The 25,973-nt window shown below is 39.2% G+C and carries 17 protein-coding genes, 2 pseudogenes and 1 riboswitch; of the genes and pseudogenes, 1 reads left to right on the forward strand and 18 read right to left on the reverse strand.

The window, feature by feature from the left end:
* Positions 1-80 precede the first annotated feature (80 nt).
* The 12 genes and pseudogenes from CCC70_RS12355 to CCC70_RS12410 form a co-directional block, all read right to left on the reverse strand.
* Positions 81-3,287, reverse strand: a complete 3,207-nt coding sequence (locus tag CCC70_RS12355) for a hybrid sensor histidine kinase/response regulator (RefSeq protein WP_287084957.1) — start codon at positions 3,285-3,287, stop codon at positions 81-83.
* A 232-nt stretch (positions 3,288-3,519) separates the two neighbouring features.
* Positions 3,520-3,610, reverse strand: a riboswitch (cyclic di-GMP riboswitch).
* A 493-nt stretch (positions 3,611-4,103) separates the two neighbouring features.
* Positions 4,104-4,595 (reverse strand): IS110 family transposase, encoded by a 492-nt coding sequence (locus CCC70_RS12360; RefSeq protein WP_110925741.1) that lies wholly within the window; start codon positions 4,593-4,595, stop codon positions 4,104-4,106.
* Positions 4,596-4,795: 200 nt separating this feature from the next.
* Positions 4,796-5,152 (reverse strand): annotated as a pseudogene (locus CCC70_RS12365) (23S rRNA (uracil-5-)-methyltransferase RumA); the annotation flags it as partial.
* Positions 5,153-5,424: 272 nt separating this feature from the next.
* Complete coding sequence (locus tag CCC70_RS12370; protein ID WP_059085452.1) at positions 5,425-6,549, reverse strand: Fic family protein; 1,125 nt, start codon at positions 6,547-6,549, stop codon at positions 5,425-5,427.
* A 20-nt stretch (positions 6,550-6,569) separates the two neighbouring features.
* Complete coding sequence (locus CCC70_RS12375) at positions 6,570-7,919, reverse strand: hypothetical protein (protein WP_195274657.1); 1,350 nt, start codon at positions 7,917-7,919, stop codon at positions 6,570-6,572.
* A gap of 76 nt (positions 7,920-7,995) precedes the next feature.
* Positions 7,996-8,340 (reverse strand): hypothetical protein, encoded by a 345-nt coding sequence (locus CCC70_RS12380; RefSeq protein WP_059085450.1) that lies wholly within the window; start codon positions 8,338-8,340, stop codon positions 7,996-7,998.
* Positions 8,341-8,602: 262 nt separating this feature from the next.
* Positions 8,603-9,844, reverse strand: coding sequence for an IS66 family transposase (locus CCC70_RS12385; protein ID WP_287084960.1), 1,242 nt, complete (start codon positions 9,842-9,844; stop codon positions 8,603-8,605).
* Positions 9,845-10,136: 292 nt separating this feature from the next.
* Positions 10,137-10,496 carry an IS66 family insertion sequence element accessory protein TnpB gene (gene tnpB, locus CCC70_RS12390; RefSeq protein WP_015524382.1) on the reverse strand — a complete coding sequence of 120 codons (360 nt, stop codon included), beginning with the start codon at positions 10,494-10,496 and terminating at the stop codon, positions 10,137-10,139.
* Positions 10,486-10,872 (reverse strand): IS66 family insertion sequence element accessory protein TnpA, encoded by a 387-nt coding sequence (gene tnpA, locus CCC70_RS12395; protein ID WP_059085448.1) that lies wholly within the window; start codon positions 10,870-10,872, stop codon positions 10,486-10,488. The genes tnpB and tnpA overlap by 11 nt, the downstream gene beginning before the upstream one ends.
* A 161-nt stretch (positions 10,873-11,033) precedes the next feature.
* Complete coding sequence (locus tag CCC70_RS12400; RefSeq protein WP_287084961.1) at positions 11,034-13,073, reverse strand: hypothetical protein; 2,040 nt, start codon at positions 13,071-13,073, stop codon at positions 11,034-11,036.
* A complete protein-coding gene (locus tag CCC70_RS12405; RefSeq protein WP_287084962.1) occupies positions 13,070-16,576 on the reverse strand; it encodes a hypothetical protein in 3,507 nt (1,168 codons plus the stop codon). The genes CCC70_RS12400 and CCC70_RS12405 overlap by 4 nt, the downstream gene beginning before the upstream one ends.
* Positions 16,573-17,214, reverse strand: a complete 642-nt coding sequence (locus CCC70_RS12410) for an HsdM family class I SAM-dependent methyltransferase (protein ID WP_287084963.1) — start codon at positions 17,212-17,214, stop codon at positions 16,573-16,575. Before CCC70_RS12410 ends, CCC70_RS12405 begins: the two co-directional genes overlap by 4 nt.
* Before the next feature lie 91 nt (positions 17,215-17,305).
* Between CCC70_RS12410 and CCC70_RS16740 the strand changes: the two are divergent.
* A pseudogene (locus CCC70_RS16740) lies at positions 17,306-17,512 on the forward strand (IS30 family transposase); the annotation flags it as partial.
* Positions 17,513-17,908: 396 nt separating this feature from the next.
* Here CCC70_RS16740 and CCC70_RS12415 read toward each other — a convergent pair.
* The 6 genes from CCC70_RS12415 to CCC70_RS12440 form a co-directional block, all read right to left on the reverse strand.
* Positions 17,909-20,353, reverse strand: coding sequence for an ABC transporter permease (locus CCC70_RS12415; RefSeq protein WP_287084965.1), 2,445 nt, complete (start codon positions 20,351-20,353; stop codon positions 17,909-17,911).
* Positions 20,350-21,024, reverse strand: a complete 675-nt coding sequence (locus CCC70_RS12420; RefSeq protein WP_118071954.1) for an ABC transporter ATP-binding protein — start codon at positions 21,022-21,024, stop codon at positions 20,350-20,352. The genes CCC70_RS12415 and CCC70_RS12420 overlap by 4 nt, the downstream gene beginning before the upstream one ends.
* Before the next feature lie 177 nt (positions 21,025-21,201).
* On the reverse strand, positions 21,202-22,467 hold the full coding sequence (locus tag CCC70_RS12425; RefSeq protein WP_173746131.1) for a sensor histidine kinase: 1,266 nt from the start codon (positions 22,465-22,467) through the stop codon (positions 21,202-21,204).
* Positions 22,443-23,132: a response regulator transcription factor gene (locus CCC70_RS12430; RefSeq protein WP_287084967.1), complete on the reverse strand. Its 690-nt coding sequence runs from the start codon at positions 23,130-23,132 to the stop codon at positions 22,443-22,445. Before CCC70_RS12430 ends, CCC70_RS12425 begins: the two co-directional genes overlap by 25 nt.
* Positions 23,133-23,151: 19 nt before the next feature.
* Positions 23,152-24,801: a 23S rRNA (uracil(1939)-C(5))-methyltransferase RlmD gene (gene rlmD / locus CCC70_RS12435; RefSeq protein ID WP_287084969.1), complete on the reverse strand. Its 1,650-nt coding sequence runs from the start codon at positions 24,799-24,801 to the stop codon at positions 23,152-23,154.
* 3 nt (positions 24,802-24,804) lie between these two features.
* Positions 24,805-25,752 (reverse strand): 3'-5' exoribonuclease YhaM family protein, encoded by a 948-nt coding sequence (locus tag CCC70_RS12440; protein ID WP_092071451.1) that lies wholly within the window; start codon positions 25,750-25,752, stop codon positions 24,805-24,807.
* Between the last annotated feature and the right edge of the window lie 221 nt (positions 25,753-25,973).

Here is a 25,973-nt window from a genome sequence, read left to right on the forward strand (position 1 = left end):
GATTTATGCAGCATCACCTGAGTTACTGTTACTGTTCACTCTGTTCCTAGTAATATACTTTGTGATCACATGAAAATCAGTTACAGCCAGCTTTCCAGAACATCATTCAGCTTATTCATATCCAGCGGTTTCGCGATATGTCCATTCATGCCTGTATTTTTGGCCAGCTGTACATCTTCTGCAAAAGCATTGGCAGTCATGGCAACAATAGGCAGTTTTCCCTTTTCACCCGGAAGGCTCCTGATTGCTGCAGTTGCCTCATAACCATTCATGACAGGCATTTGGATATCCATAAAAACAAGATCATACAATCCTTCCGGGGAAGCTTCCACTTTTTCAACTGCAATTTTCCCATTTTCTGCCGTTTCCACTTTTGCACCTGTCATCTGTAAAATTTCACCAGCAATTTCTCTGTTCAACTCATTATCCTCAACCAGCAGAATCCTTTTTCCCGTGTAGTCTGATTCTGACAGCTTCTCCAGATAATTTCTTGCTATTTTTTCTTTTCTTCCTGAAGTAAACTGCCGCAGTGTTGCCGTCAGCCGAGAACGGAACAGCGGTTTTGCAATAAAAGCATCTACACCTGCAGCCTTTGCTTCTTCTTCAATTTCGCTGAATTCATAGGATGTCAGTACAATGATGGGGATCTCTTTTCCTATCCGTTTCCGGATCTGTCTGGCAGTTTCTATACCATCCATCTCCGGCATCTTCCAGTCTAAAATAACAGCAAAGTAATCATCTTTCAACTCATGCCGTGCATAACAGCGCTCAACCGCTTCCCTGCCAGAGAGAACCCATTCACCCATAATACCGATTTCCTTTAATGTTGCAACTGTACTTTCACAGCATGTCCTATCATCATCCACAACCAGGACCGGCAGATTCATCAGATCTCTGTCCTGTTCTTTTTCTTTTTCCTGAAGCTCCAGATAAATTGTTACTGTGATTTTAGTTCCCTTGTGCAAGGTACTGTCCACTTTAATAGTGCCATTCATCAGGTTCACAATATTTCTGCTGATTGCCATTCCCAGACCAGTTCCCTGGACTCTGGTTGTCCGGTGGTCATCCGCGCGGCTGAACGGCTCAAACATGATTTTCTGGAATTCCGGTGACATACCGATCCCATTATCCTCAATCGTAAATTCATAGCATCCAAGTTCTGAAAATCCATTTGGCTTTTCCTCTATGGAAAAAATAATATTCCCGCCATCCGGTGTATACTTGATCGCATTACTCATCAGATTCACAAATACCTGCTGAATTCTCAAGCTGTCACCACAGACAGCCTCATGTTCAATATGATTGATGTGTATATCAAAATTATGTTTATGTTCATCAAGCACCGGTTTCGTGAGTGTAATAAGATTATCTACCAGCTCTGACAGATTGAAATCTTCCTGTGCCAGTGTCATTTTTCCACTTTCAATGCGTGCCATATCCAATACTTCATTGATCAGCCCCAGCAAATGGCGGCTTGATTCTGTGATCTTGCCGAGGCATTCAATGACTCTGTCCTGGCTCTCAACATTTGCTCCTGCGATTGCTGTCAGACCCACAATCGCATTCATTGGTGTCCGGATATCATGGGACATATTGGAAAGGAATTCTGTTTTCGCACGATTTGCATTTTCTGCGGACCGGTAAGCTTCTATCAGTGCCTGACGGGATTCAATCTCTGCTTTCTTCTCCTGTGTCACATCCATGGATGCCAGCAATACCTTTTCCAACTTTCCATTCTTCCATTCCAAGGGAATATAAGAAGCGATTTTATAAGTCTTTTCATCCAGGCTGCAATACTCAAACTTATAAATATCATTTTCACTTTTCAGTTTTTTCCGAATATTATCCGGGGCTATCAGGATATCTATAGCTTCCAATGGTTCCAGTGTCTTATATTTTTCAAGAACCTGCATCTGAAAATCATGATAAAATCCCAGAGGTTTATATATCATCTGTCCATTCAGATTGTAGAATTCATATCTGTCATTTTCCAGATCACAGACAACAAAGCGGTCAACCAGACGCACTATGCTCTGGATCAGCTGCTCCATGGAAGCATTATCTGCTGCCATCTGCAGATGCCGTGCGCTCTCTACCTTTGTCTCTGTGATATCACGCAGAAAGATCATGGCATATTCTGAATCCTCTATTTCGCCACGTATGACCACATTGCGGACCCATCGTTCTTCTCCATTCAGAGTGATACGGCACTCTAAAGCCAATTCGGTTTCCAGCCCCTTCAGCCTTTCTGCAATATAACCACGGTCGTAAAAAGAGGATACCGCCTTCTTATCTGTCTCCACAACATAGGAATCCACAAAATGCCGGATCAATTCATCCCACGTATGACTCTGTTCAAAGACGGTCATCAGGGACGGTTCAACCTTAAAGGTATCAAAAGTATTCGCTTCCAGATTCACATAATACTCGCACAAATCTGCTTTCGTAAAAGCCCGGTGGAAAGCAGCAGATTTTTGTGCCTGCATGATTTCTTTTTTCTCCCCATCAATGTTAATAAAAATCCCGGCAATCCTGCTGGCAGAACCATCCAGACGGCGTATTACTTCTGCCGATGCCCGAAACCACTGGTATTGATTATCCTTCATTCTCATACGATACTCTACCTGGTATTTTATCTGGTTCGTCTTATCCTTAATTGCCGCCTGAAGCTGCACCATTACTCTTTCTTTATCCTGTGGATGCAGAAGATCTGACCAGGATTCCAGTTTATTCGGAAAGTCCAGGGTGTCATGATAGCCAAGCATTTTTCGAAATTCATGACTCCAGTTTGCATTCACAATCTCACTGTTTTCGTCACAGTCAAAATACCAGAAGCCGGAACAGATAGCCTCATTGAGCAGTGCCAAATTTATATGATCCCAGTTGACCTGTACGGACATAACCCAGATCTGTCTGCCCGCCTCATCTGTCGCATCCTCTTTACAAAGCCGTACATTATTCACTGTACCGTCTGCTGCAAGGATCTGTGCTTCCCCTGTTCCGTGAAGCTGCAAAAAACGGTCTCGCTCCAGTATATCTTCCTCGTCATAAAAGAAATTTCTCAATGAGCCTTTTGTCTGTTCCATGAAAGTATCGAATGTATATCCTGTACTATGCAACAGCAGATTATCCACAGACAAAATAGACAGGTTTTGGTCATAAGATCCTGTCATTATACCTACCCCGCCATTATTTTCCAGTGTTTTCTGTACGGCCTGTGACATGACCTGTGTCTGCCCCGTTACAGTCTCACCTAAGGAATATATTTTGTCTTCATAATTTTTCATTTTATAAAAGTCCTCTCTCCGTCTTATGCCTTCTTCATCCTGCTTTTATCTGTATACAGAAAACCTGTCCCTGCTAGTTTTGTTACCCATTTTTGCATACAAAAAGGACATCTGCCAAAATCTGCCAGTGTCCCTACTATATTCTTTAAAATCACACATCTATATAGTATAAAAGGTATCGGAATCTCTTCTGTTCAAACATCTTCTCCATATATTATGATGATATGGAAACAGTGGCAACCGGCTGACATGGTCAAACTTTCTGACTTTAGTCCCTTCTGGCTTTGCGACCCTGCCTTTCAACAGGTTTGCCTTTAAAATAATTTTCATTTTTTCCAAAAATAAAATACCATGTGGTTTTTCTTACGTCAATAATATTTTGGTGGAAAATTTACATATATTTTAACCGAATCAAGTAACTCCCCTGTGGAGGTTGCGAAAAGCAATAAGCAGTGGGTGAGGACCTCTCTATTCTTTTTAGTGCATGTTCAACAAAAATCCTTGATTTTACTGACTTTGCTGAACAGTTAATAAGTTACATATATCTACAAAATAGAGTTTTCTGGATATGAAGCGACTTCATGGAGTCCATTTCTGATGATTTTAGGTACAAGAAATAAAACGTCTTTGTTTCTTCTTATGAAGGCCTTCCTGTTTCCCAAATCCACCTACAGTAACTAACCTCTCATGTCTACCAGGATCACCATCCTCTGACGAGTCCTAAATTGTCGGGTAGAAACACCTATTACTAGGTATATCCCCCACAGATCCGTACGTGCCCAATTCAGGCATACGGCTCTTCACGACACTTATGCCTCAGATTATCCATATAGGCTCACGGCTGTATACCAGGTCTCTTATTTCGGCATAAATGCCTTCTGGCATGTATGGGATTGAATATCTCCCATCCACAACTAGTTTTGCGATTGTTTTTGGATCTTTTGAATCTGTTTTCTTTGGACTGTTATCATCAAGTTCCTTGATCTTCTTAACCGAGAATGGATTGACCATTACTAATCTTTTCTGATGATCATTTACATACTTCGCAAACGCAAACCAGTAATGACCTGTTGGCTCGCAGCCGATCAGAACTGCAGTCTTTTTATTCTCAGTCTTAAGTGTCTCTGCCCAAAGGTTGAAAGAATTGAACCCTTCCAGATCGTTATGAAAAGAAAAAATACGTTTTGTAAGTTCGCGTCCTCTGTTATCAAAAGCTCTTGCATAATGTATCTGGCTTCCTATATCAACTCCGACAACCATTGTTGAATCTGTTACTTGCTCAATCTTTTCATTCTGTGTATAATTCATTTGGAACCTCCAGTGCTTGATTGTTTTGTTTACATCCGCCAAGATGCAACTCAATCATACCTTGAGGTTCTTTTTTATTCAATTGGCGCTTTTAATGAATTACAGGAATGCTCCTTTCAAGCATATTCAGCACTTATATATTGCTTCCCAAATATTTTAAAGAAAAGCGTACCACTATTTTAATGATACGCTCATCATTATTAAATCACTTCAAAATGCTTCAATGCATCCTTTATTGCTTCAACCTTCTCTGGAGTTGGATGCTTCCTCGGCTGTTTCAATTTCTCTACCGCATTAGGAGCATCGTACATCGGCAAGCCTAAATCTCTCTTTACCTCTGCAATATATGCGGTATGTACTTTGAAGCCGTATTTAGCTTCTATGTACTCCTTTATCATTTTGTAGGTCACTCGTTCTTTGGGCTTATAGCTTTCTGCTCTTTTAGCAATATTATCAAGTGGAACTTTTCCCTCACCCTCGCCAAACTCAACTTTTACGTTGATATGTCCGTCTGGCTTTTTGTGGGAAAGCAGTACTACCGTCTCCACATGCGGTGTCGTTTTTCACTGCTTTAACAGTACGCGAACCCGCATAGTTACTGAGTTTTTACACCCTTTGACAGGTTACTAATATCTGCAATCATAAGGTTAAGACATGGCGTACAGACCGTTTGACTTTGTAAACGTGTGGCGGGTACGCCGATATTTTGTAACACTTTTATAATACAAAATTATTCTAAATACTGCTACCATATTTGGTAATATATCAGTACGCCGATTTGTTTTGGGCATTTTTGCGAATGGCATTAACACCCTTTCAATGTTCACTTTTATTGAAACCGATATTTTCCTTTTCCATGTCCTGTTACAGGTACGATTACCTCACTATCAACCAACAGTTTTATTAACTTGGAAGCTCTTGATGGCTTTAATCCAGTAATTTCTTCAACTATCGTTCTTCCGAAACAATTTTCTTTTCCACATTTTGAAAATATTTCTACTGTATGATTTATTGTTTTTTCTGAAATCGTATCTGAGAAAGAAAGTAATTTATTTCGAATGTCCACTTTTGTGCTTTCAATGTCCACTTCTCCACTCTTAATGTCCACTTTTACTCTTTCAATGTCCACTTCTGCAAACCTTCCACTAATGTGCATCGTACGATTATGAAGTTCATTCTTCTCATCCAACAATAAATTTCTTAAAAACAATTCCAAATACTCGGTTGTTTCATGAACACCATTTTTCAAATCGTTATAATTGGCCCTAACAAGTGCATTTCTAAAATACCATGCATTCTCCGCAAAAATGTCGTTAGTTGCATCAAATCCAAGTGTTCTAAGATACTTAATAAAAAATACTGCCGTAGTTCGTGTGTTTCCCTCTCCGAATACATGTATCTGCCATAATCTTGATACAAAAAACGCCAGGTGGTGAATAATTTCTTCCATGCTCAAGTTTTTATAACTAAACTTCTTTTCCTCTGCAAAATCATAGTCCAAGGTTGCGCGAAGTTCTGATGCACTTCCATAAAGAACCGTTGCTCCATTCAGCACCCATTCCTTTTTTGTAATATTATAATCTCTCAGTTTTCCTGCATGTCCATAAATCCCAGCAAACAACTTTTTATGAATAGAGATATACTCATTCGGAGTAAAACTAAATGCTTTCTCCGATAAAATTTTTGCAATTCTAACAGCAACTTTGTCGGCCTCTTCCGTACGGTCGTCTGTATCTGCTTTTGGATTTTCTTCATAATACGTATTTAGAAGTTCCTGCGCTTCATCAATCGAAATATCACCTTCAATATTCTTTATTGCAGTATCAATCAAATACTTCGAAGGCTTTAATCCATCCACTGCTTGAAGTCCGATAGCTGTATGCCAGGCGTAACCTTTGTCTCTTTTACTTGGTTCGGATTGCCTTATATACTCTTTAAAAGGATCTTTATCCATCAAATTTCCTCCATTCATTTTTACCAATACCAGCTCTTTCTGATACTGTCTTGCAAAGATTTTTCCTTTTCTTCAGCACTTTTTTCATGCTGACGTTTTCCCAGATATTCATCCTCAGTCTCTATAGACGGATCATACCAGTCAGCTTTCTTCAGCGCCCATTCAATCCATTCTGGAGTAATATCTTCATTTCCACTATCTATCATAGCCTGAATATATTCTCTTATTTCCTTTGCAATTCTATAGTCTTCAGCTTTGTTTACAAGTTCTTTTACAAGACGAATTTCTTGTTCTTTTCTTTGTCTATTTTCTTCTCTACATCTCGCTTCTTCAACTCTCTTACGTTCTGCCTCTTCACGTGCTTCTCGTACAATTCTATTCTCTTCTGCCTTCTCATACAGGGTAACCAAAATATCACCCAGTCTATCTTCTAATTTTTCAGAATCGTTATCTCTAATGTAGCTTCGCTCCCCAAACTCAATACGAAGTTTACCATTATATACCTTGTCATATTTTCTAATTTGCGGTTTTGAAGCCCATCTATGATTTTTGATATCATCATTATACTTTACGAGCTCCTGTGCCTCTTGCTTAGTCATTTCATGCTTTACTTGGTCTTGACTCTCAACCATACGAAATCTAACAATATCATCTCTAATTTTCACAGACAAATCACTATTAATACTTCCACCTAAAGATTCAATTGATTTGAATACGGTATCTAATATAGCAATTGCACGTGACATACACTCATCAGACATTTCCTTAAAGAATGCAGGTTCGTTTTCTGGTTTATTATGTCTTGGATTATAGTATGGTCTACTCTGTGCTTCTTTCAGTTTTGACTTATAATCTGCAATATCCTTCTTGTATTGGACCAACATTTTATGCAATCGTGTACTTTGACTTATCTGCAGATTGCATGCATATTCTAATACTTTATTTCTTTCCGTCTCATCCAAATAATCAAGAATTCCATCCGGCCACTTAGGTATATTCTCCATTTTTTTCTGTGATAAATCTTCCTCGACTGCTACGTCCAATTCTTCTGTTACGTCAGTATGCACTTTCTCTACTACTTCTGCCTTAGCTTTCCGAATACGCTTAACAACCGCGTCTTTCGTTATCAATGAAATTTCTGTATCTTCCAATCCAGAAAATTCTACAATCTCATTCGATACATCTTTTCCCATATTCTTCTTAGTCCAATAACCAGAAGAAGGAAAAGATATATTTTCTACTTTACAAGTTGCTATCAGTTTACCATAATTCAAGTTATATTTTCTGGCTACCCCTGCAACTGAAAGAGCCCATATTTCATCATAGAGCTGCTTACGAGTCAATTTAACTATTCCTTTTTCATTCTCCATCCTGGCAGCTCCTTTCCTGCATATTTTTTGTCAACATCTTTGTATTTTCCCAGCGAAAACGCATATTCATAAAGCTCTAATCCTGCTGATCCTCGTTTTCGCTTAATAGAAAAACCAAATCTTTTTTCATTTCTTCAAACTGTTCTATTATAGTATTTAGACTCTTTTCTATATTTTGAACTTGTACTTCTGATGTTTTCCCATACTTATATGCAATCAATCTCTCACCAATTATGTGATAGGACCAACTCTCAGAATATGTTCTATCTCTTTCTTCATTGTGAATTGCAAAACCGATCGGTAAAAGATCATTTCTCATGCCGATACTAACCGCCATAGGGGATATGCCTAGGTAATCTGCCGCTATCTTACATGTTATTTTACTCATATTTCTAATATCTTCATCTGTATATTTAGGCATAATTTATCTCCTTTAATAAAAATATTTTTCCGCCCTGAACAAGAAAAACTTTTTAAGCTATAAGTAAGTCGCCTTAATCTAAAAAATCAAACTGAGATGCTTTTGATGCAGTTTTGAACCCATCATTTCTATCATGCTTTCCTTCTTCGTTTATTTCTGTTAATATATCTTTAATTTTACTTAGGCCACTTATCTTAAATTGGTATACGGTAAACTATCCGTACTGCTCTAACTTTAAGCCGCCGTTTCCGGCGGCAAGGTTTTAAATATTAGTTGCTTTTGTTTTACTCCGGCATATTGCTGGAAGTTTTTCAGACCATGGCAGGATATCATCTATAAAACTATATTCCCTGTCATCCTGGTGGTCCTTCAATACAGTCAGGACATGTTCAAGATACCGAAAAGGATTCAGATTGTTAGCTTTTGCCGTTTCTGTGATGCTGTAGATAATAGCACCGGCATTTGCGCCATCCAGACTGTCGATCAGCTTCCATGTATGCTTATGGAGACAAAAGCTACGCAGAGCACTTTCTGTCGCATTGTTATCCATAGGAATATCACCGTCTTCCAGAAAGGCTTTCAGAGAAACTTCCTGATTGATACAGTAGTTGATCCCATCCAGAGTCTTTCCTCTGGAAAGCTGATTTTTAATCTGGATCTCTTTTGCCCATGCAAGGAAGGCCTCTACAAGAGGTCTGATATTGGCCTGACGGTACATCTTTCTGACTTTTGCAGGCTGTCCCTCCATCTGGTTGTCCAGATGATAGATTGCTGCGATCCGGCTGACTGCTTCGTAAGCTACAGTCTCTTTCGCATTTTTCTGTGCTGCTTTCGGCAGGGCTTTCAATGCCTCCGCAAACCTGCGCCTTGCTTGTGACCAGCAGCCGGCAAAGACGATGTCTGGATTTTCCCTGTCCAGCTTCCTGTATGCAGAGTAACCGTCGCATACTACGATCCCTTTAAAATCCTTCAGGAATTCTTCCGGATGGTCCGCTTTTATGATTGTCTGGTTGTCCTTACCAGCGTAGACTGCCACATGATGTTCTTCAACAGTATAGACTGCCGGCTGCACACGTACCCTTTTATATATCTCGTCTGGAAGCTGTTTCCATCCATCTGTGCCAAAGACATCCTGGAGTTTTTCTTCTGACAGGGTATGGACGATCACTTCAATCGGAAGATCTTTTAGATCTGCCTCCCGTTTTCCTTTATTTTTACGACGCGGCTGTATCACATCTTCCTCAACAGGCTCAACCACATACAGTGTTTCCGTAAGTGCTTCAGCCTCATTAAATATAAGCTCCAGTTCCAGCTGTCCGGAGATCGTTTCCAGTTTTTCGGAAGAACGGCCGTAACGCTTAGTGTTTGCGTCAACGATCTGCTCGATCAGGCGCTCCATGTTTGTATTCAGCTGATGAATCTGATCCTGCATGGACAGGATGACTGCCATAAGTGTTTCCCTGCTGAAATTATTCAGTTCTTCTTCTGTATATACTTTTGCCATGGATGCCGTTCTCCTTTATCTGATGTTCCTATTGTAACGCAAAGATAAAGAAAAAGCGAATCAGGCAGACAGGGTATTCGTCATTTTTACTAATAGATGAATACTCTGAAAAACTCAAAAAACTATTAGTTTTTCGGGCTTTTCAGAGTACTTATCCACAAGCCCTGTAAAGGGGCCTGAAAGTACTCCTGAATAAATGAAGGCAGCGGAATTATGAAAAGTGGATAACTCTTTTTCGGGACTTATGATGATTGGAAGATGTTTTTTTATTTTCTCTGTTTTGCACAGGATCTTATAAGATCTTATCCGGTCTGACTTCCTGGATCGGATGGCGTGCAACAATTTCCAGTCCCTGCATGAGATATTGGTACTGCTCTGGGGTGATCTCCAATGCTTCTTCTTTTGTGCGGGGCCAGTTGAATGCACCCAACTCCAGTCTTTTGTATAGAAGCAGGAAGCCGTCGCCTTCCCAGACCAGCCCTTTGATGCGGTCAGTACGTCTTCCGCAGAACAGGAACAGAATATCTTTTTGATACGGATCCAGCTGAAAATTGAACTTGATAATGGATGCAAGCCCCTCCATACCACGTCTCAGATCTGTGTAACCGGTAGCGAGATAGATCCTGCGGAACCCGGAAGCATCATTCAGCATGAAAGATATCTCCGATACGTGACAGGAGTTCTGCTGAAACGGAATTGGATATCTCTACAGAGACCGGTCCTTTTCGGAGGATGATATCCGGATGGAATCCATTTCTGACAGACTCCTGTTTTATTGGAATGCTGATCTCTGCGAACGAAATCTTTTGTGGGCTGGTTTCATCTGCCGGGTCTGTGATAACCGAAAGGTCCTTTGATGTCGAAGCAGCAAAAGCTTCTTTTCTGAGAATCCTTTGCCAGTAAAAGAATTGTTTGTCTGAGATCCCATTAGCCCGGCACCATTCAGTTTTATTCATACCGCTGTTCAAACATTCATTCATGATCTGGGTCCAATGTTCAATGCGGACCTGACGTGTGATCTTATCCATAAGATCCTCCTTTAAAAAACTTTTAGTTTTACAAAGGGATTATCTCATGGTTTTAGGTGAAAAGCACGGTACTAACTATTTACCGTATACAAAAATCCAGCGATTATACCAAGCGTAAAAACGAAGAAGGCCGCTAGTACTGCGCTAGTGACCTTCATTGTTTATACGCTCTTTTCTTCTTTCACAATATATTCCCTTAAATACTTAAACGGAAACGGAACAACCGTTAACATTCCATACCTTACAAACTCTACTCCCATAAGTGGCAACACTTTCTTAAAAATTAACTTACTGCCTTCTACCGCCTGTATCTTACGCACTACGCTGGCTCTCTCAATTGTGTATTTCATTCCATTACCAATTTCACCAACTGAATATTTTGCATGCGTATCATCATAATCAAAATAATTAATGTCTATATTTCCGGAAAGATACTCGCGTCTCTCTTCTTCTCCACGCAGGTAGGCATATAGCATAATACCGGTATTCTCAAAAACATAGCGCACAACTTCTTTCTTTGTTGTAATTCCTTTGAATAATCCCATTACATTGGCTTTCGTGTATTCTGCATTCACGTCGATATGCGGGATAACTATATCCAATTCTGCGTGTACTTTTATTTTATCTGTTGTATCCATTACTAGACGAAGCCAAGTTACTACGTCTTTTCCTGGAAATCTACCTTCACTAGCTACATTCTTAAGCACATCACCCATCGCAGTATAATCAGGCATAGAATACATATTAGTATCCTTTATAAGATTAATATTACCCTCTGCATCTTTTACTAAACCTATAACACCTCTATAATCATTTTTATTCTCTTCATTCAAACCGAAATAATCCATGTATTTATCATACTCTGTCATGGTAAAAAGATTTCGTTTCAATGCTTCAATTTTAAATGAACCGTCCGGATGAATGGTCATGAAGTAATATGTACCGTCTACAACTACACCAAATAACCAGTCTGCTTTATATCCGTATTGACTCCAATCCACCAATGTAATTTTACCAATAGCAATGTCCTTTTTAATTACAAGCTCTTTCAGAATATTATAAACTGCCGCTGATGATTGGTGTTTAAAATTCTCTACTGTAATATGCTGAACAACATAATCCTCCATGCTTTCTTGATGCGGGTCCACTTCCGAATCTGAATAGAAGGATTTATCATGTATATATCGTACGTTAAGCTTCTTCTTTGATAATCTTTTACCAACGCTGCATTTTGCCTCTGGAATAATTTTATTAATACCATCCGCTACATCCTGCAAATAATCTTCAGAAGTTTCAGTGTGTACAGCATCCACTATATTAATTCCAGAATTCAAAACTTCCTTTTTAACAATATCCTTATATAACTCCAACGACGCACGCTTATATTCCAAAACTTCGTCAATACTATATTGTTTAAATTTAACGCGAATATACTTACCAAATTCATCATGTAAGGCATTCAAAATATCATATAAAACACCCATCTTGGTACATGAAAACGTTTCATAATCCGTAAAGTCAAAGAATGTAATGCTACCCCTTTCACCATCTACGGGTTTTATAATAAAGTTTTCTCTACGGTCTTTATTTTCATTAGATACTCGTTTTAAAGTATTATTGTTATAACTGAACTCATATTGCGGATAATCCTGTAGCTTTCTTTTTTCAAATTTCATTTGCTTCTTAAGTGCCAGCGCTGTCATCCTATGTGCTACCAAATTCACACACATATCATCTCCGACTTTCACCTCAAGGCACTGCATACCCCAAATAAAATTCTTCTTATCCTTATTCAGCCATGCAGGTCGAAAACATAATAATTTCCCTGACAGATTATTAAAAGATATCATTTCATCAACCGGACTCGTTAGCGCATTCAAAAACAATTGTGTCAACAAATACTCCGGTATACTGCTACTTGTCATAGATTTTATAGACAAACTATCTCCATCCTCTTTTGCATTCAACAAACGTACAAACTCAGCTCTGGAAATAGCGTTTTTAGGAAGCATAACCCAAAAACTCTTTCCGCTTTCAAATTGCAGAGCTGATATCTTTATATCATCAATATCTAGAAAAGTAGCTCCACCTTTTATATATTTATCCGATGTTGTAACATAATAAAAATCATAATCTTTGTCAATGTTGGAATATTCAAACGAAGCCAGGAGTTCATTCGAATAAAGTTTCTTTATACTCATTGCAAATATCCCTCCCGATTTATTTTTGCTATGATTTCTGTTCCTATTTCTTTTCTATCCAACCGATATAAATATGGTATCTCAATAATTCTACCATTATCACTAGACGTAATCTGCATATTGTGATCAAGCATAATATTGATTATTACCGCTCTCTTTCCTCCACACTTATCTAGCTTTTCCAGGACGTTTTTCTTTTCTTCTTCCGCAGATATTAACATGGTTTCTTTCCATAACTTGAAATCAACATACACGCCATTACCTAGGGTATAATCAAACAATTCAAAAAACTCCGGTGGCATTTCCTGCAACGTTACTCCTGCATATTGTTCTAAAATATATTTACCAACAACTTCGCCTAAGGCACCTTTATAAATATTATTAAACATAGGTGGCGTCAATATAAACTCACTAGGAACAAAGCTCGTTGCATATCCATGCTTTTCAAACAATGCTTTCACTCCTGGGATTTGCATAATCTCTTTCAAATGCACCTCATCCTCTGACATCTTTTGTGGAAGACTACCGTCAAACTTGATATTTATATTTTTATTATAGTCTCCTTCTTGCTCATAAGAATAAGCTGTAATTTCTCCCGGCGCACACATATATACAAGCTGATATTGCGAATTCTGTTCTACGTTTTTTCTGCTTAGTGTAGGCCTCATAAGGCATAGCTCACGCAATGCTTTCCAATAATCTATACTATCCTCAGTCCAATTGCGCTTCAGCTCATTTATAATCTGCATTGCCTTCAGTGCTAATGTTCCGGCACGATTTTCCATTACGGCAATATCCGAATTTTCATTTGCCTGACCATTATAATATGTTTTACCCACTTTAACTAATTCTGCAAATTCAGGATTCAACATTCGTTGCTCCACAACAGACAAATCGTAATCTGTTAAAATGGTATTATCCACATAAATATATATATCCGGATTCTTAAGACCAGTTCTACATATTCTTCCTACTGCCTGTATTAATGTTCGAATCGCAAAATTATTTACAGAATCTGTTTTATATGGTTCTCCCTTTTTTCCCGAAAAAGTATATCCACCACTGAAGCATATAAATGCATCTTTAATTACTGCAATCCCATCTTTACGAGAAACTTCTCCTCTTTCCATCAAGAATTCCATCTGATATACAAAACGAATTAAATCTTCAGCTTCAATTCCCTTTTTGCTATCCACATTCACCAGAAGATTCGTCGGCTTCTCAAGATATATGCAATCGAAATCCTTTTCCATATCTCCTCTATCGTAATCATTAACTGCTACAATAGTAGCATTCCCCGGTGCTTTATATTGCAAATTTTGTCCCGCACCAACTGTATTATAGGAAGATATAACAAAGAGTTTTTCTCCCTTTGACAATCTCTGTATAAACTCCGCACGCTTAGCATCATAATCTTCACTATTTATACTGTATAACAAGTCTTTACCTTTTAATCCCTTGATACCATAAAGCTTAATAATAGCGTCTGCGAATTCCTCTAATAATTTAATATCAAAAAGCCCCTTATTCTCCTGCGGCAATTTATTATTAAGACATAAGAAGGATTTAACCGAATCATTTAAGATAAATGCCTTCATTACCTTTACAACACGAATAAAGTTATTCTTTGCATATTCAACGCGCTCAAATGATATTGATAATTTTTCCGCATACTTCTTTATAAGTGCTTCGTTTCCGTTAAATATCTCTGATAATTCAACTCTATCATCCGCATTATAAGAAACTGGCTCCACATGAATATTTACTTTATCATAGTTTGCAACAAAAGTTTGAAATGACTCCTGTAATCTACACCTATCTGCTTTTGGCATCACATAATATTTATCCTGCAACATCCTTTGAAGATATTCTAAGTCATAATTGCCAACAACCGTTTCAAGTGTTGCGGTAGCTGAAATACCTATAATTTGAGCCTTTTCAGACAAGTGAAGTAAAATATGTTCTGGTGAATCCTGAAAATCAAATAACTGAATCTCCGAACGCATACTATGATTAGGATCATCTATAAAATCATAATAGCGAAATCCCCTATTATAGACAGAGCGGTCAAAATACTTTAACGACATTTTTCCATTGCTGTCTTTTTTATCTTTCTTCGACTTTACCTGGCCTCCCATTGCGATAGGCTTCAAATACCTTATCTGTTCTCTTGATAAATGAAACTCTGTCAGCACTGACTCAATTGCATTTTCAAACGTATAATCATCGTCACCCGGCCTTTTATCCTCATCCTTATGATGCTTATAATTAAACGAAAGATTTCTAGCTCCATTCTGAAAATAAGTCAAGCAGCCTTTAACACTGGCAAGCAAACTTAATACGCCACCTTCTTTCTCTGTTAGTCTTCTTTTTGTAAAACGCAACCAGTTCTGTTTTGCCTTCATATCGGTATCTATATCAATAAAAGCATTTTCTCCCTCAAATACCGAATGAAACTGTAAGTCATTGAAAATAAAATTACGGCTTCTATCGCCTTTACCATCTTCTTCTGTTTTGAAGCTATATTGCATCGCAAAACGGTCATATGTTTCATCAAACACACCACCAAATCCTTCAATAATTTCCATAGGATTTTTCGCGTTTTTGTGTTCATCAAGATATGCTTGTTGTAACTTCGATGCAGTAGTAAGCTCTGCCAGAAAATCTCTCGTCTTCAAAGATGCATATACACGATGAAACAGACCTAAATAATCAATATGATTTTCTAAGCCTCTTGTTATGATCTGATTAAGTAACCTGTCTCTTGTTGCATCAAACTCATCTATAAAAATAATTGCATTTTTTGTAATATCATTATTGTAAAAGCTATATGTAGGTTCAATAATAGTAGTGTTTCCCAAGAAAAACTTATCCATTGACATAAAAAATATTCGCTTCGCTCTCGTATATACCGCCGGATACAATTCTCCTATCCAATGATATTCCGGATTATTAGCGATATTCTTTAACTTTTCCTTTGGTGTTCTGAACTGCTTCAGCTCGCTTTCTATCACCTTACGAAAGGCACCTTCCTGCTGCTTGCGAATTGCATCCTCTGCGTTCTTGCATAAAACATTTATAATGTCCTTACTGGTTCCTTTTAATTCACGCTTTTTATCTCTGTATTCGTTTAATAGTTTTACTGAACCATGTAAATCCTTAAATTCTTGTTTCATAGTGATTGCTGCTGGAATTTTTCTGGCACGATATAACTCATCCAATTTTTCTACAACCATATCTGCATTAGCTTCTATTCGCAAACAATATTTATCATAATCATCTGCTTTACCGCGCTTTGCAAAATGTTCACGCAACTCCTTATCCGGCAAATTTTTCTTAAGAGTTGTAACAAAAAAAATCTTCTTATCCTTGAATTCCGGCGAATCATAATAGTCGACCATAAACTCAAGTACACTATATGTTTTTCCGAAGCCGGTCGGCATATCTAGCAAGAACAATCCCGTATCCGTTGACTTGCAAAAATTTACAATCGCCTGTTTCATAGTATCCTCCAAGTTTTTCTTAGTATGGTGTGAAGATTAAAGTCCTTCAAAAGCTTTTCTCTTACCTGTGCTGTTACACCAGTATCTGTAAGTACACTATCCGGAAGAACTACACCAACACGTCCACCTGTTTTTACAATAGACATGATATGCTGTAAGAAGTTAACCTGATTATCGGATGTTTTTACAAACTCAGGTCTATTAGCTGCAACCTCCACACTTCCTTGAGGTCTTATTCCAAATGGTGGATTCGCTAGTATCACCTTGTACATCTTATCTGATGTATCAATAAGAGAATCCTGATATGCAATAGGGCTCTTGTTTACACCGATATCATGTAAGTAAAGATTCATTGATGCAAGTGTTACTACAAGTGCAGTATTATCTGCTCCAAATAAAGCATGATTCTTAAGGAACTTCTGCTTTTCAATATCCTTGCTCTGTCTCTTCATATGCTCATAAGCTGCAAGCAAGAAACCACCCGTACCACACGCAGGATCGGTTGCCCTTACAAAATTGATACAATCACACGATTTCCCCTTTTGTACTCGTGAACGATGAACACTATGTGCATTATGAACGATACGCACAGTGTGCAAGGTTTGTGCATAATCGAACGATAGCTTTTGTGCGCACATCGGCAGGTCTCCTTTCCTAGGATTTAGGTATTGCAAACTAGAATTTGTCAGCCTAATTGCTTTTTGATTTCAGCTTTCACTTTATCCAAATCAAGGTATAGGCTTCGCACAACTGAACCAGAGCAAGGTAACTCTGATAGCTAACCATATCAATAGCGTGGCAAGAGCCAGTTTAAACGGCTGTACCCCATTTAAACTGGCTCAGTTACTGATAGACAGAAAACTATTGGAACTTTGCGATCTTAAAGATATACCCGCGGATCAGGTGATATTAAAACCCACGCTGTTAAAGCACTAAATATCACATTCATTTCCGGCATCGTATTCTCCAGACCGGTGGAAGTTACCCTTGCAAAGAACAGCCAGCGGTCCTTTCGTGATGTTCCAAGCCCGTAAAAACACGGTGTTTTCTCCTTATATTATAGTTTTGTTTTGTGTAAATATCTATATCTTGTAGAAATTAATTCTGCAGAAATCCTTTTACTTATCAGTACTAGCACATGGTGGAAGTTACTTTTTCATTCAACCGTTATAAAATGCAAGCAGCCTGTATGCTTCATTACACACAGGCTGCTTAATCAAATTTATTATAATTGATGAAAAATCGGTTGCATTTTGTCAAAAGTACAAAACTTTTTGAAACCAAGTGCTTTTAATTCCTGTTATGATACTGAGGATATCCCAGCAATACTTGCTATCCCTGATACCTTATTCTTTCTACCAGCGTTTCCTTTTTCAGATTACTGCTTAAAACGCAGGAAAGTACAATCTGCAACAGACCGACCAAAAAAATCATAATAAAAATTGGTACGATTGGAACATGATAGATATTCATTCCAAATATTCCATTATGTTTTGCATAGGAAAAAAGTGCATAGCCGAGCGGCAGACCAATGATCAAAGCTACGCATATGGTACCAACCGTAAACATCATTCCCTGTAACTGCAGACATAAATTTAATTGTTTATTTGTCATACCCACAGCCTGTAATACACCATATTCCTGCTTTTTTGTCGTAATATTCATGATTATGGTGTTTGCCATATTCATAAAACCGATGAGTCCTACAACCACCATAAACAGATAACAGCCAAGCTTCATCATGCGAGCTGTGAATTCTGCAGATTGTAACTGTGCATGATAGGTATCCATTTTTATATGCGAAGTATTAGAAATCAAAGTATTCAGACTCTGTTCCACAGATGCAACATCTTTTTTATCACAGTCCACCCACAGATAGCCATAGGCTGTTCCCCTCGGATTCATGGAACGGTATACACCTTCCGGAATGACAAGATAAGTGTCCGCGCTTACAAATGATCCTGCAATCTTTCCCTGATAGGTATAGGTTTCACTTCCATTCTCAAAGTCAAATGCAATGGATTCACCCGGAGCATATCCATCTTGTTCCATCCACATCAACCAACCAAAGAAAATTTCACCATTCTTTACCGCCTGATCATAGTCCATAGAGCCAATATCCCCGTCTTGGCGCATAAAATCAAAATCATTTTTACTCACAATATCAGCCGGAAATCTTGTTCCGTTCAGATTTACAGAGACAATCTCTCGCGTCATGACATCTGTCACTCCTGGAATGCTTTTGATTTCTTCAATCATTGAATCATTCAATGGATTATCCGTCAGAATCGTATCCAGATTATTCTCCGGATATCTTTCATCGTACTCAGCAGAATAATCAAGCTGCAGTTCAAATTGTCCATGATTAACGGAAAGACGTGCTTCATGCTCCGTATCAATATTTCCTACATAATTAGAGATAATCACAAACAATGCGCAGGAAAGCCCCAGTGTGAAGATGGTACCAATGGTTCTTTTTGGATTACCCGTTATATTTGCCATTGCCATAGAAAACACGGTGACATTTTTTCTGCCATTTCGTTTTCCTTTTTTGTGTGTTTCTGCATTTTCTAAATACCGTGTTGCTTCGATAGGTGAAATCCGTGAAACAATTTTCATTGGTTTACGCAGCGCCAAAGCAACGGTAAAAAATGACACGAAAATACATAGAAGCATAACAGGCAGGGAAAACAGTGGCATCTGCTGATTTTGGACTCCCATAGAGCCAGTTCCGGTTAATACAAGGTTTCCCTGTTCTACCAGCCAGTTAAAACCGCATTTTGCAATCAGAAAACCAAGAAGCAATCCAACTGGTATTGAAGAAATTGTCAAAAACATACCCTCTCTGAAGATCAGTTGTTTCATCTGCTTTTTTGTCGCTCCCAGAGCCTTGATTTTTCCATACTCTTGTATCTTGTTGGCAATACCGACCTGAAAAATATTATAAATGACCACAACAGAGAAAAGTACAATTGCAAGAATCAAAACCCCGCATACCGCAATCGTTTCATAACTCGGCTGCAAGACCCATTGCAAATAGAGATCATTGACTATAACGTTTTTTTCTTCGATCCCACAAGCTGCTGCAATCTGCTTTATAACAGAATCAATATTATTCATAGATACATTTGCAGAATCATTTAAAGTAAAATAAATATTATACTGTCTGTCATTCTCTGCGACGTGCTCATCATAAAACTCCTGTGATCCGAAAGCAACATAAGATGCCTCGATGGTATACTCATCCCGATCATATAGGATTCCGCTGACAACAAATTCTTCCGGCTTATATTCTGACTGCATCCCTGCGCGGTAATCCAGTGTAACCGTATCTCCGATCTTTACATCACCATACCCCATTGCACGAAAAAATGCTCTTCCTGCGGCAATTTCCTGCATTTTTTCCGGATACTTTCCTTCCTTCAACTCATATTCTTTATTATAAGGAAGCATTTTTCTTGCAGTCTCATCCATGCAGACAAACCCGCCTTTTTCATTGCCTTTTATGATACCTTCGGTGCACATAGTGCCTGTAGCATCTATTTCCGCACGGCGGTTTACTTCTTTTAACTGCGATCCGTCTGCGGAAACAAACAGACCATAATTGCTTCCATATGATCCTGCCGCCTGACTTTTCTGTAAATGAATTACCCCATTTCCCACAGTACTGATGATAACAAGCAGCATCGTGGTCAGACAGATTGCCATCATGATCAGTATACTTCTTGTCCTGTTCCTTTTGTCATTGCTATATGCAATCCTGCTTATTGTCTTCATCTGAAATCCACCACCTGTCCGTCCTCAATCACCAGAATACGGTCAGCGACCTGTGCAATTTCGTCATCATGGGTAATCATTACAATTGTCTGTCCATATTTTTTTGCTGTCATCTTAAGCAGAGCGATTACCTCATCACTGGTCTTAGAATCAAGATTTCCTGTCGGCTCATCTGCAAATATAATTTCCGGACGATTCACCAGTGCTCTTGCAATTGCTACTCTCTGCTGCTGTCCTCCGGATAACTGATTTGGCAGATTATAAATCCGGTTTTCAATCCCCAGAGTTGCAATAATATCATTTACATACGCTTCATCCACTTTTCTTCCATCCAGCCCCAGTGGCAGTACAATATTTTCCCAGACATTAACAGATGAAACCAGATTAAATGCCTGAAAAACAAATCCGATTTTTCTTCTGCGGAAAACAGCAAGGGCATCTTCCTTCATCCTGTATAAATCTTTCCCTGCTAAAGTAACACTGCCTTTTGTCGGGGTATCAAGCCCTCCAAGCATATGAAGTAATGTACTTTTACCGGAACCTGACTTTCCAACAATTGCGACAAATTCTCCCTGCCCAATCTGAATGTCCACCTGATTGACCGCTTTGACCTGATTCTCACCTGCGCCATAAAACTTACAAAGCTGCTTGGTTTCTAATATCACACTCATGTGTTGCCTCCTTTTCACTTCTGTAAAGCGTACCTTTTCAGCACGCTTTCTTTGCCTGTTTATATATTTGGTCATTTTTCAACCTACATCCAAATTGTATCAGGACAATCTTTCATTTCACTTTCAAAAAACGAGCAGAAATCTTACAGAATTGTAAGATTTCTGCTCACTTAAAATTTAACCAACATATGGTAATTGAATCACAAACATGCTTCCTTTTTTCTTTTTGCCGGAGGTTACCGTAATCGTACCTGCGTGTTTTTCGATAATTTCTCTCGATAGAAAAAGTCCGATTCCTGTACCACTCTTTTCCATGACCTCCTTGGAACTTCCTCTGTAAAATCGTTGAAAAATTTTGTGATACTCATTCTGTGGAATACCAATTCCCTGATCCTCAATTTCCATTCTTACAAGATCGTTTCTTTTTTGTAACCGGATAAATATTTTTGAACCACACGGACTGTACTTGACCGCATTATCCAGAACGTTGATCACAGCTTCACCAAGCCACCTTTTATCCTGCATAATCGTGCATGTTTCCAGCTCTTTTTCATAGTCAAAAACGAATTCAATTTCTTTCTCATCCGCTTTAGGATAAGTGCGGTTCACAGCAGATATGACAGTATCCATAAGCGGAAGTTTTTTCTTATTAATCTGAATCAGTCCAGTTTCCATCTTGGATATTTCAAGAAGCGACTGCAATAATGTCTCCAGTCCATCCAGAGCACTCCGACAACGGATACGAAACTCCTCCTGTTCTGTGGCACTTAAGTCATTCTGCATCAGCACACTAAAACATGTATCCAAAGCTGCAACCGGTGTCTTTAACTGGTGAGAAATATCAGAAACCATTTCTTTCGTGTTCTCCTTTTCTGCCCTTGCTTCTTCCTTTATCAACTGAATATGATGTCCGATTGCTTCAAGCTGGTCATTCAATTTTTCCAGTTCTGCATGATTTTCCGTTTTCAGTAAATCATCAAATTTATTTTCACGGAATCTGATCAGAATTTCTTCCAACTGGTCTAAAATTTTCTGATGACACGCATCTTCTTTTTTCTTCCAATAAAGTAAAAAAGTCAAAAGAAGCACGCATATCACAGTGCTTACAGCACCGGTCACCATAACCTGATGCCGGAATTGCGAATAAAATGCATTCCCTTTATTCCCCCAGTATCCATATTGCTCCAATAATCGCCTTCCCTGTTCGTTAGTTTCAATATCCTTATCCTTAAGCAATTCCGAAACAGCATCCAGCCCGGAAAATTCTTCCTTTGCAGCAATCTCTGTCATAAGATTCATTTTATATTTATAATCTTCATAAAACACATACGTGGTAAAGCAATTTAATATTGCAAACACTAATATGACCGGCAATACCAAAGACAAGGCTGATGTGAGTTTCCTGTGATATCTCTTTGTCACTGCCTTACCTCCTGATTCCATATATACCCAAGACCTCTGATATTCTTTATATAGACCGGTGCAGCCGGATTGTCTTCGATTTTCTCACGGAGTCTTCTGATATTGACAGCGATTGTATTTTCATCCACAAAATCCCCTTCCAGATCAAACACATTTTCCAATATTTGTGTTTTTGAAAGAATCTGTTTCGGATTCTGAAGAAAAAAAGTCAGCATTTTCAACTCCGTTTTTGTCAGACTGATTTCACGACTCTTTATCAGGACTTTCATTTCTCCTGCGATAAATACGATATCTCCCGAAATCATCTTTCCGGCTTCCGGTTTCTCCTGTCTGCGGCGGAAATGTGCTTCTATTTTCAAAAGAAGTACCGAAAGACTAAACGGTTTGGTAATATAATCATCCGCCCCTGCTTCATATCCCATAACCTGATCCATCTCCTGATCTAGTGCTGTAAGGCAAATAATGTATGTATTATAATTGCATCTTATCCACCTTACAAATTCCAGTCCATTCCCATCCGGAAGATTCACATCACAAATGGTAACATCCACATTATTATCACTTGCAATTCTTTTCGCTTTTTTCACTGATTCTGCTGAAAAAACCTCATATCCGGATTTTTTCAGTGAAAATGTAATTCCACGATTTAAATTTTCATCATCTTCAACCACGAGTATACCTGGCATAGCATCTGACCTCTCTTTATTAACTATTCATCTTAAAATGCTTCAATGCCTCCACAATTGCACTCTCTTTATCTTCTGGACACTGCGGTTGCCTGCTATCTTCATTTTTAGGTAAATTATAATTCTTTCCAACCTCAATTCCGCATTTTCTCTTTACCTGTGAGATATACAGATTGGAAACCTTCATGCCAGCATTATGTTCAGCCACATACTTCTTTATCTCATCATATGTAGCCTTAGTCTCTGCAGATGTTATATCCATATCATCAAGTTCAATCGTGACATTAATGTAATCATCCGGCTTTTGTTTCAGTTGGGACAAAAGAACCACAGTCTCCACATGGACTCCCTGCGGAAACATATCAGTAGTAGAAACCCGCACCAGTTCATAATCCTCCGCACACAGCACCTTCAGATCCCTCGCCAGTGTCGCACTGTCACAGCTCACATACACAACCCTCTCCGGCTTCATTTTAAGGATTGTATCCAGAAGCACCTCATCACAGCCCTTCCGTGGCGGGTCTACCACGATAACGTCTGCATAAACGCCATTCTTCTCATACTCTCTCGGTAGCACTTCCTCTGCTTTTCCGACAAAAAACTCTACATTCTCAATGCCATTGAGCTTCGCATTCTCTCTTGCATTGTCAATGGCCTGTGGTACGATCTCCACGCCGCGGACGAATTTTGCTTTCTGGGCCAGGAACAGGGAGATAGTTCCGATTCCACAGTACAGATCCCATACAGTTTCATTTCCCGTAAGGCCGGCATATTCCAGAGCCTTTCCATACAGTTTTTCGGTCTGGATGGGATTAACCTGGAAAAAGGACAGGGGAGAAATCTGATAGGAAATATCTCCGATGCTGTCCGTTATATAGGACTGTCCCCAAAGGAGACGAAGCTGATCACCCAGGATCACATTGTTCCGTTTTTTATTAACATTGATGGTAATGCTGGTCATTTCCGGAATTTCACAGAGTGATTCCACAAGAGCCTTTTCTGCAGGGATCTTATCTCCGTTTAAGATCAGACAGACCATCATCTCATCTGTATGGAAGCCATAACGAATCATAATATGACGTACAAGACCTTTTCCCGTGGCCTCATCGTAGGGCTGTACATGATATTTTTCCATGTGTCCGATCACACGGTCCAAAACCTCTTTATTCTGTTTCACTCCCAGAATACATTCTCGGTTATCAATGATGGAGTGGGTTCTTCCTGCATAAAAGCCTGTGATGATCTTTCCGTCTTTATTTTTTCCTACCGGAAACTGTGCCTTGTTTCGATAATGATAGGGGTCTTCCATCCCCATGATCGGTTCCATATCAAGATTCTGAAAACCTCCGATCCTTTCCAGATGTCCACGAACCTTTTTCTCTTTAAATTTCAACTGCTGCTCGTAGGATAATGCCTGAAGCTGGCATCCTCCGCACTGGCGGGCAATGGAGCAGGCAGGTTTCACACGGTATGGAGACGGTGTGATCACCTCCATCAGACGGCCATAGCCATAGTTCTTTTTTGCCTTGATGATTTTGGCTTTGATCCGGTCTCCGATCACGGCGTCTTTCACAAAAACGGTGAAGCCATCGGCTTTCCCGATACCTTCACCGTCAACTCCGCAATCCTCTATATCTAAAGTGAGTATATCGTTTTTACGGAATTCCATGTATTAAATATCTCCTGTTCTTCTTAAATTGGACTCAAAAAGCCGGTTGAAACCAAGCCATTCTTTTTTGCCTTTGTCTGCGTGGAAAATTTCTGTCAGTGTCTCCATCCTTGCATCTGTATTGTCTGCCAGATTCAGGGCAACTGCCTCTGCAAGTGCCGGCTTCTTGGGAGAACCGTACTCCAGCTCACCATGATGTGCAAGAATACAATGGATCACCTGATTCTCAAGCTTCTCCGGAAAATCCGGGATCTCTTTTGCAAGATCATGTACCATCTGTGCCCCGATCACAATATGTCCCAGAAGCTGTCCCTCATCTGTATAATCATTCATCGGAAAAGCAGAAAGCTCCTTCGTTTTGCCCACATCATGAAGAAGTGCGGTTGTGATCAGAAGATCACGGTTTAAAACCGGATATGCATTTGCCATGTAATCACAGAGACGTGTCACTCCAAGAGTGTGTTCCATCAGCCCGCCAATAAAGCCATGATGTACGGTCTTGGCTGCAGAATGTCCCTCAAATATCTTCATAAATTCCTGATCTTCTACAAAAAGCTTCTTCAGAAGCTGGGAAAGATAGGGATTCTTCACACTGTTGATAAGCTCTCGCAGCTGGCTCTGCATATCATCCACACTGTTCTCACTGGTAGGAAGATAATCTGCCGGATCATACTCCCCTTCTCCTGCCTTGCGTGCTCTCTTGATATTCAGCTGCATGGCGCCTGCAAAGCTTGTCACATCTCCCATGATCTCAATGTAATCCAGCGCATCAAACTCATCAATTCCCAGAGAATTGGGATCCCAGATCTTACCATCGATCACACCTGTTTTATCCTGAAGGATCAGATTCTCATAGGGCTTGCCATTCTTCGTTGTAGCTGCCTGTTTCTGTTTGCAGAGATAGATCCCGTTTACTCTGTCTCCCTCATGTAATTCATTTAAAAAACGCATAAAATTCTTGCCTTTCTGTTCTTTTTACTTTCAAAGCAGACATACTCCCAAACACATCCGCTTCACACTTTGCATTCATAGCCAGACTTTCTTTATGATCTTTGGCCGCATCCCGGTCCGGGCTTTCTGGCATTTCTGCACAGTTTCCACTTACTTCCGGGCTTTATTCAGTATAATAACACATTTTACTTTCCTTTGCTATGGAAATCATGTAAAATAGG

The sequence above is a fragment of the Blautia sp. LMAG:89 genome (assembly GCF_008679485.1).
Taxonomy (GTDB): domain Bacteria; phylum Bacillota; class Clostridia; order Lachnospirales; family Lachnospiraceae; genus Blautia_A; species Blautia_A fusiformis.

What these genes read in the sequence shown, in the direction of transcription:
- CCC70_RS12405 (WP_287084962.1), bottom strand. Translation starts at nt 16,576, where the DNA reads ATGAAACAGGCGATTGTAAATTTTTGCAAGTCAACGGATACGGGATTG.
- tnpA (WP_059085448.1), bottom strand. Translation starts at nt 10,872, where the DNA reads ATGGATAAGATCACACGTCAGGTCCGCATTGAACATTGGACCCAGATC.
- CCC70_RS12420 (WP_118071954.1), bottom strand. Translation starts at nt 21,024, where the DNA reads ATGAGTGTGATATTAGAAACCAAGCAGCTTTGTAAGTTTTATGGCGCA.
- CCC70_RS12440 (WP_092071451.1), bottom strand. Translation starts at nt 25,752, where the DNA reads ATGCGTTTTTTAAATGAATTACATGAGGGAGACAGAGTAAACGGGATC.
- rlmD (WP_287084969.1), bottom strand. Translation starts at nt 24,801, where the DNA reads ATGGAATTCCGTAAAAACGATATACTCACTTTAGATATAGAGGATTGC.
- CCC70_RS12360 (WP_110925741.1), bottom strand. Translation starts at nt 4,595, where the DNA reads ATGAATTATACACAGAATGAAAAGATTGAGCAAGTAACAGATTCAACA.
- CCC70_RS12370 (WP_059085452.1), bottom strand. Translation starts at nt 6,549, where the DNA reads ATGGATAAAGATCCTTTTAAAGAGTATATAAGGCAATCCGAACCAAGT.
- CCC70_RS12415 (WP_287084965.1), bottom strand. Translation starts at nt 20,353, where the DNA reads ATGAAGACAATAAGCAGGATTGCATATAGCAATGACAAAAGGAACAGG.
- CCC70_RS12430 (WP_287084967.1), bottom strand. Translation starts at nt 23,132, where the DNA reads ATGCCAGGTATACTCGTGGTTGAAGATGATGAAAATTTAAATCGTGGA.
- CCC70_RS12425 (WP_173746131.1), bottom strand. Translation starts at nt 22,467, where the DNA reads ATGGAATCAGGAGGTAAGGCAGTGACAAAGAGATATCACAGGAAACTC.
- CCC70_RS12385 (WP_287084960.1), bottom strand. Translation starts at nt 9,844, where the DNA reads ATGGCAAAAGTATATACAGAAGAAGAACTGAATAATTTCAGCAGGGAA.
- tnpB (WP_015524382.1), bottom strand. Translation starts at nt 10,496, where the DNA reads ATGCTGAATGATGCTTCCGGGTTCCGCAGGATCTATCTCGCTACCGGT.
- CCC70_RS12355 (WP_287084957.1), bottom strand. Translation starts at nt 3,287, where the DNA reads ATGAAAAATTATGAAGACAAAATATATTCCTTAGGTGAGACTGTAACG.
- CCC70_RS12375 (WP_195274657.1), bottom strand. Translation starts at nt 7,919, where the DNA reads ATGGAGAATGAAAAAGGAATAGTTAAATTGACTCGTAAGCAGCTCTAT.
- CCC70_RS12400 (WP_287084961.1), bottom strand. Translation starts at nt 13,073, where the DNA reads ATGAGTATAAAGAAACTTTATTCGAATGAACTCCTGGCTTCGTTTGAA.
- CCC70_RS12380 (WP_059085450.1), bottom strand. Translation starts at nt 8,340, where the DNA reads ATGCCTAAATATACAGATGAAGATATTAGAAATATGAGTAAAATAACA.
- CCC70_RS12410 (WP_287084963.1), bottom strand. Translation starts at nt 17,214, where the DNA reads ATGTGCGCACAAAAGCTATCGTTCGATTATGCACAAACCTTGCACACT.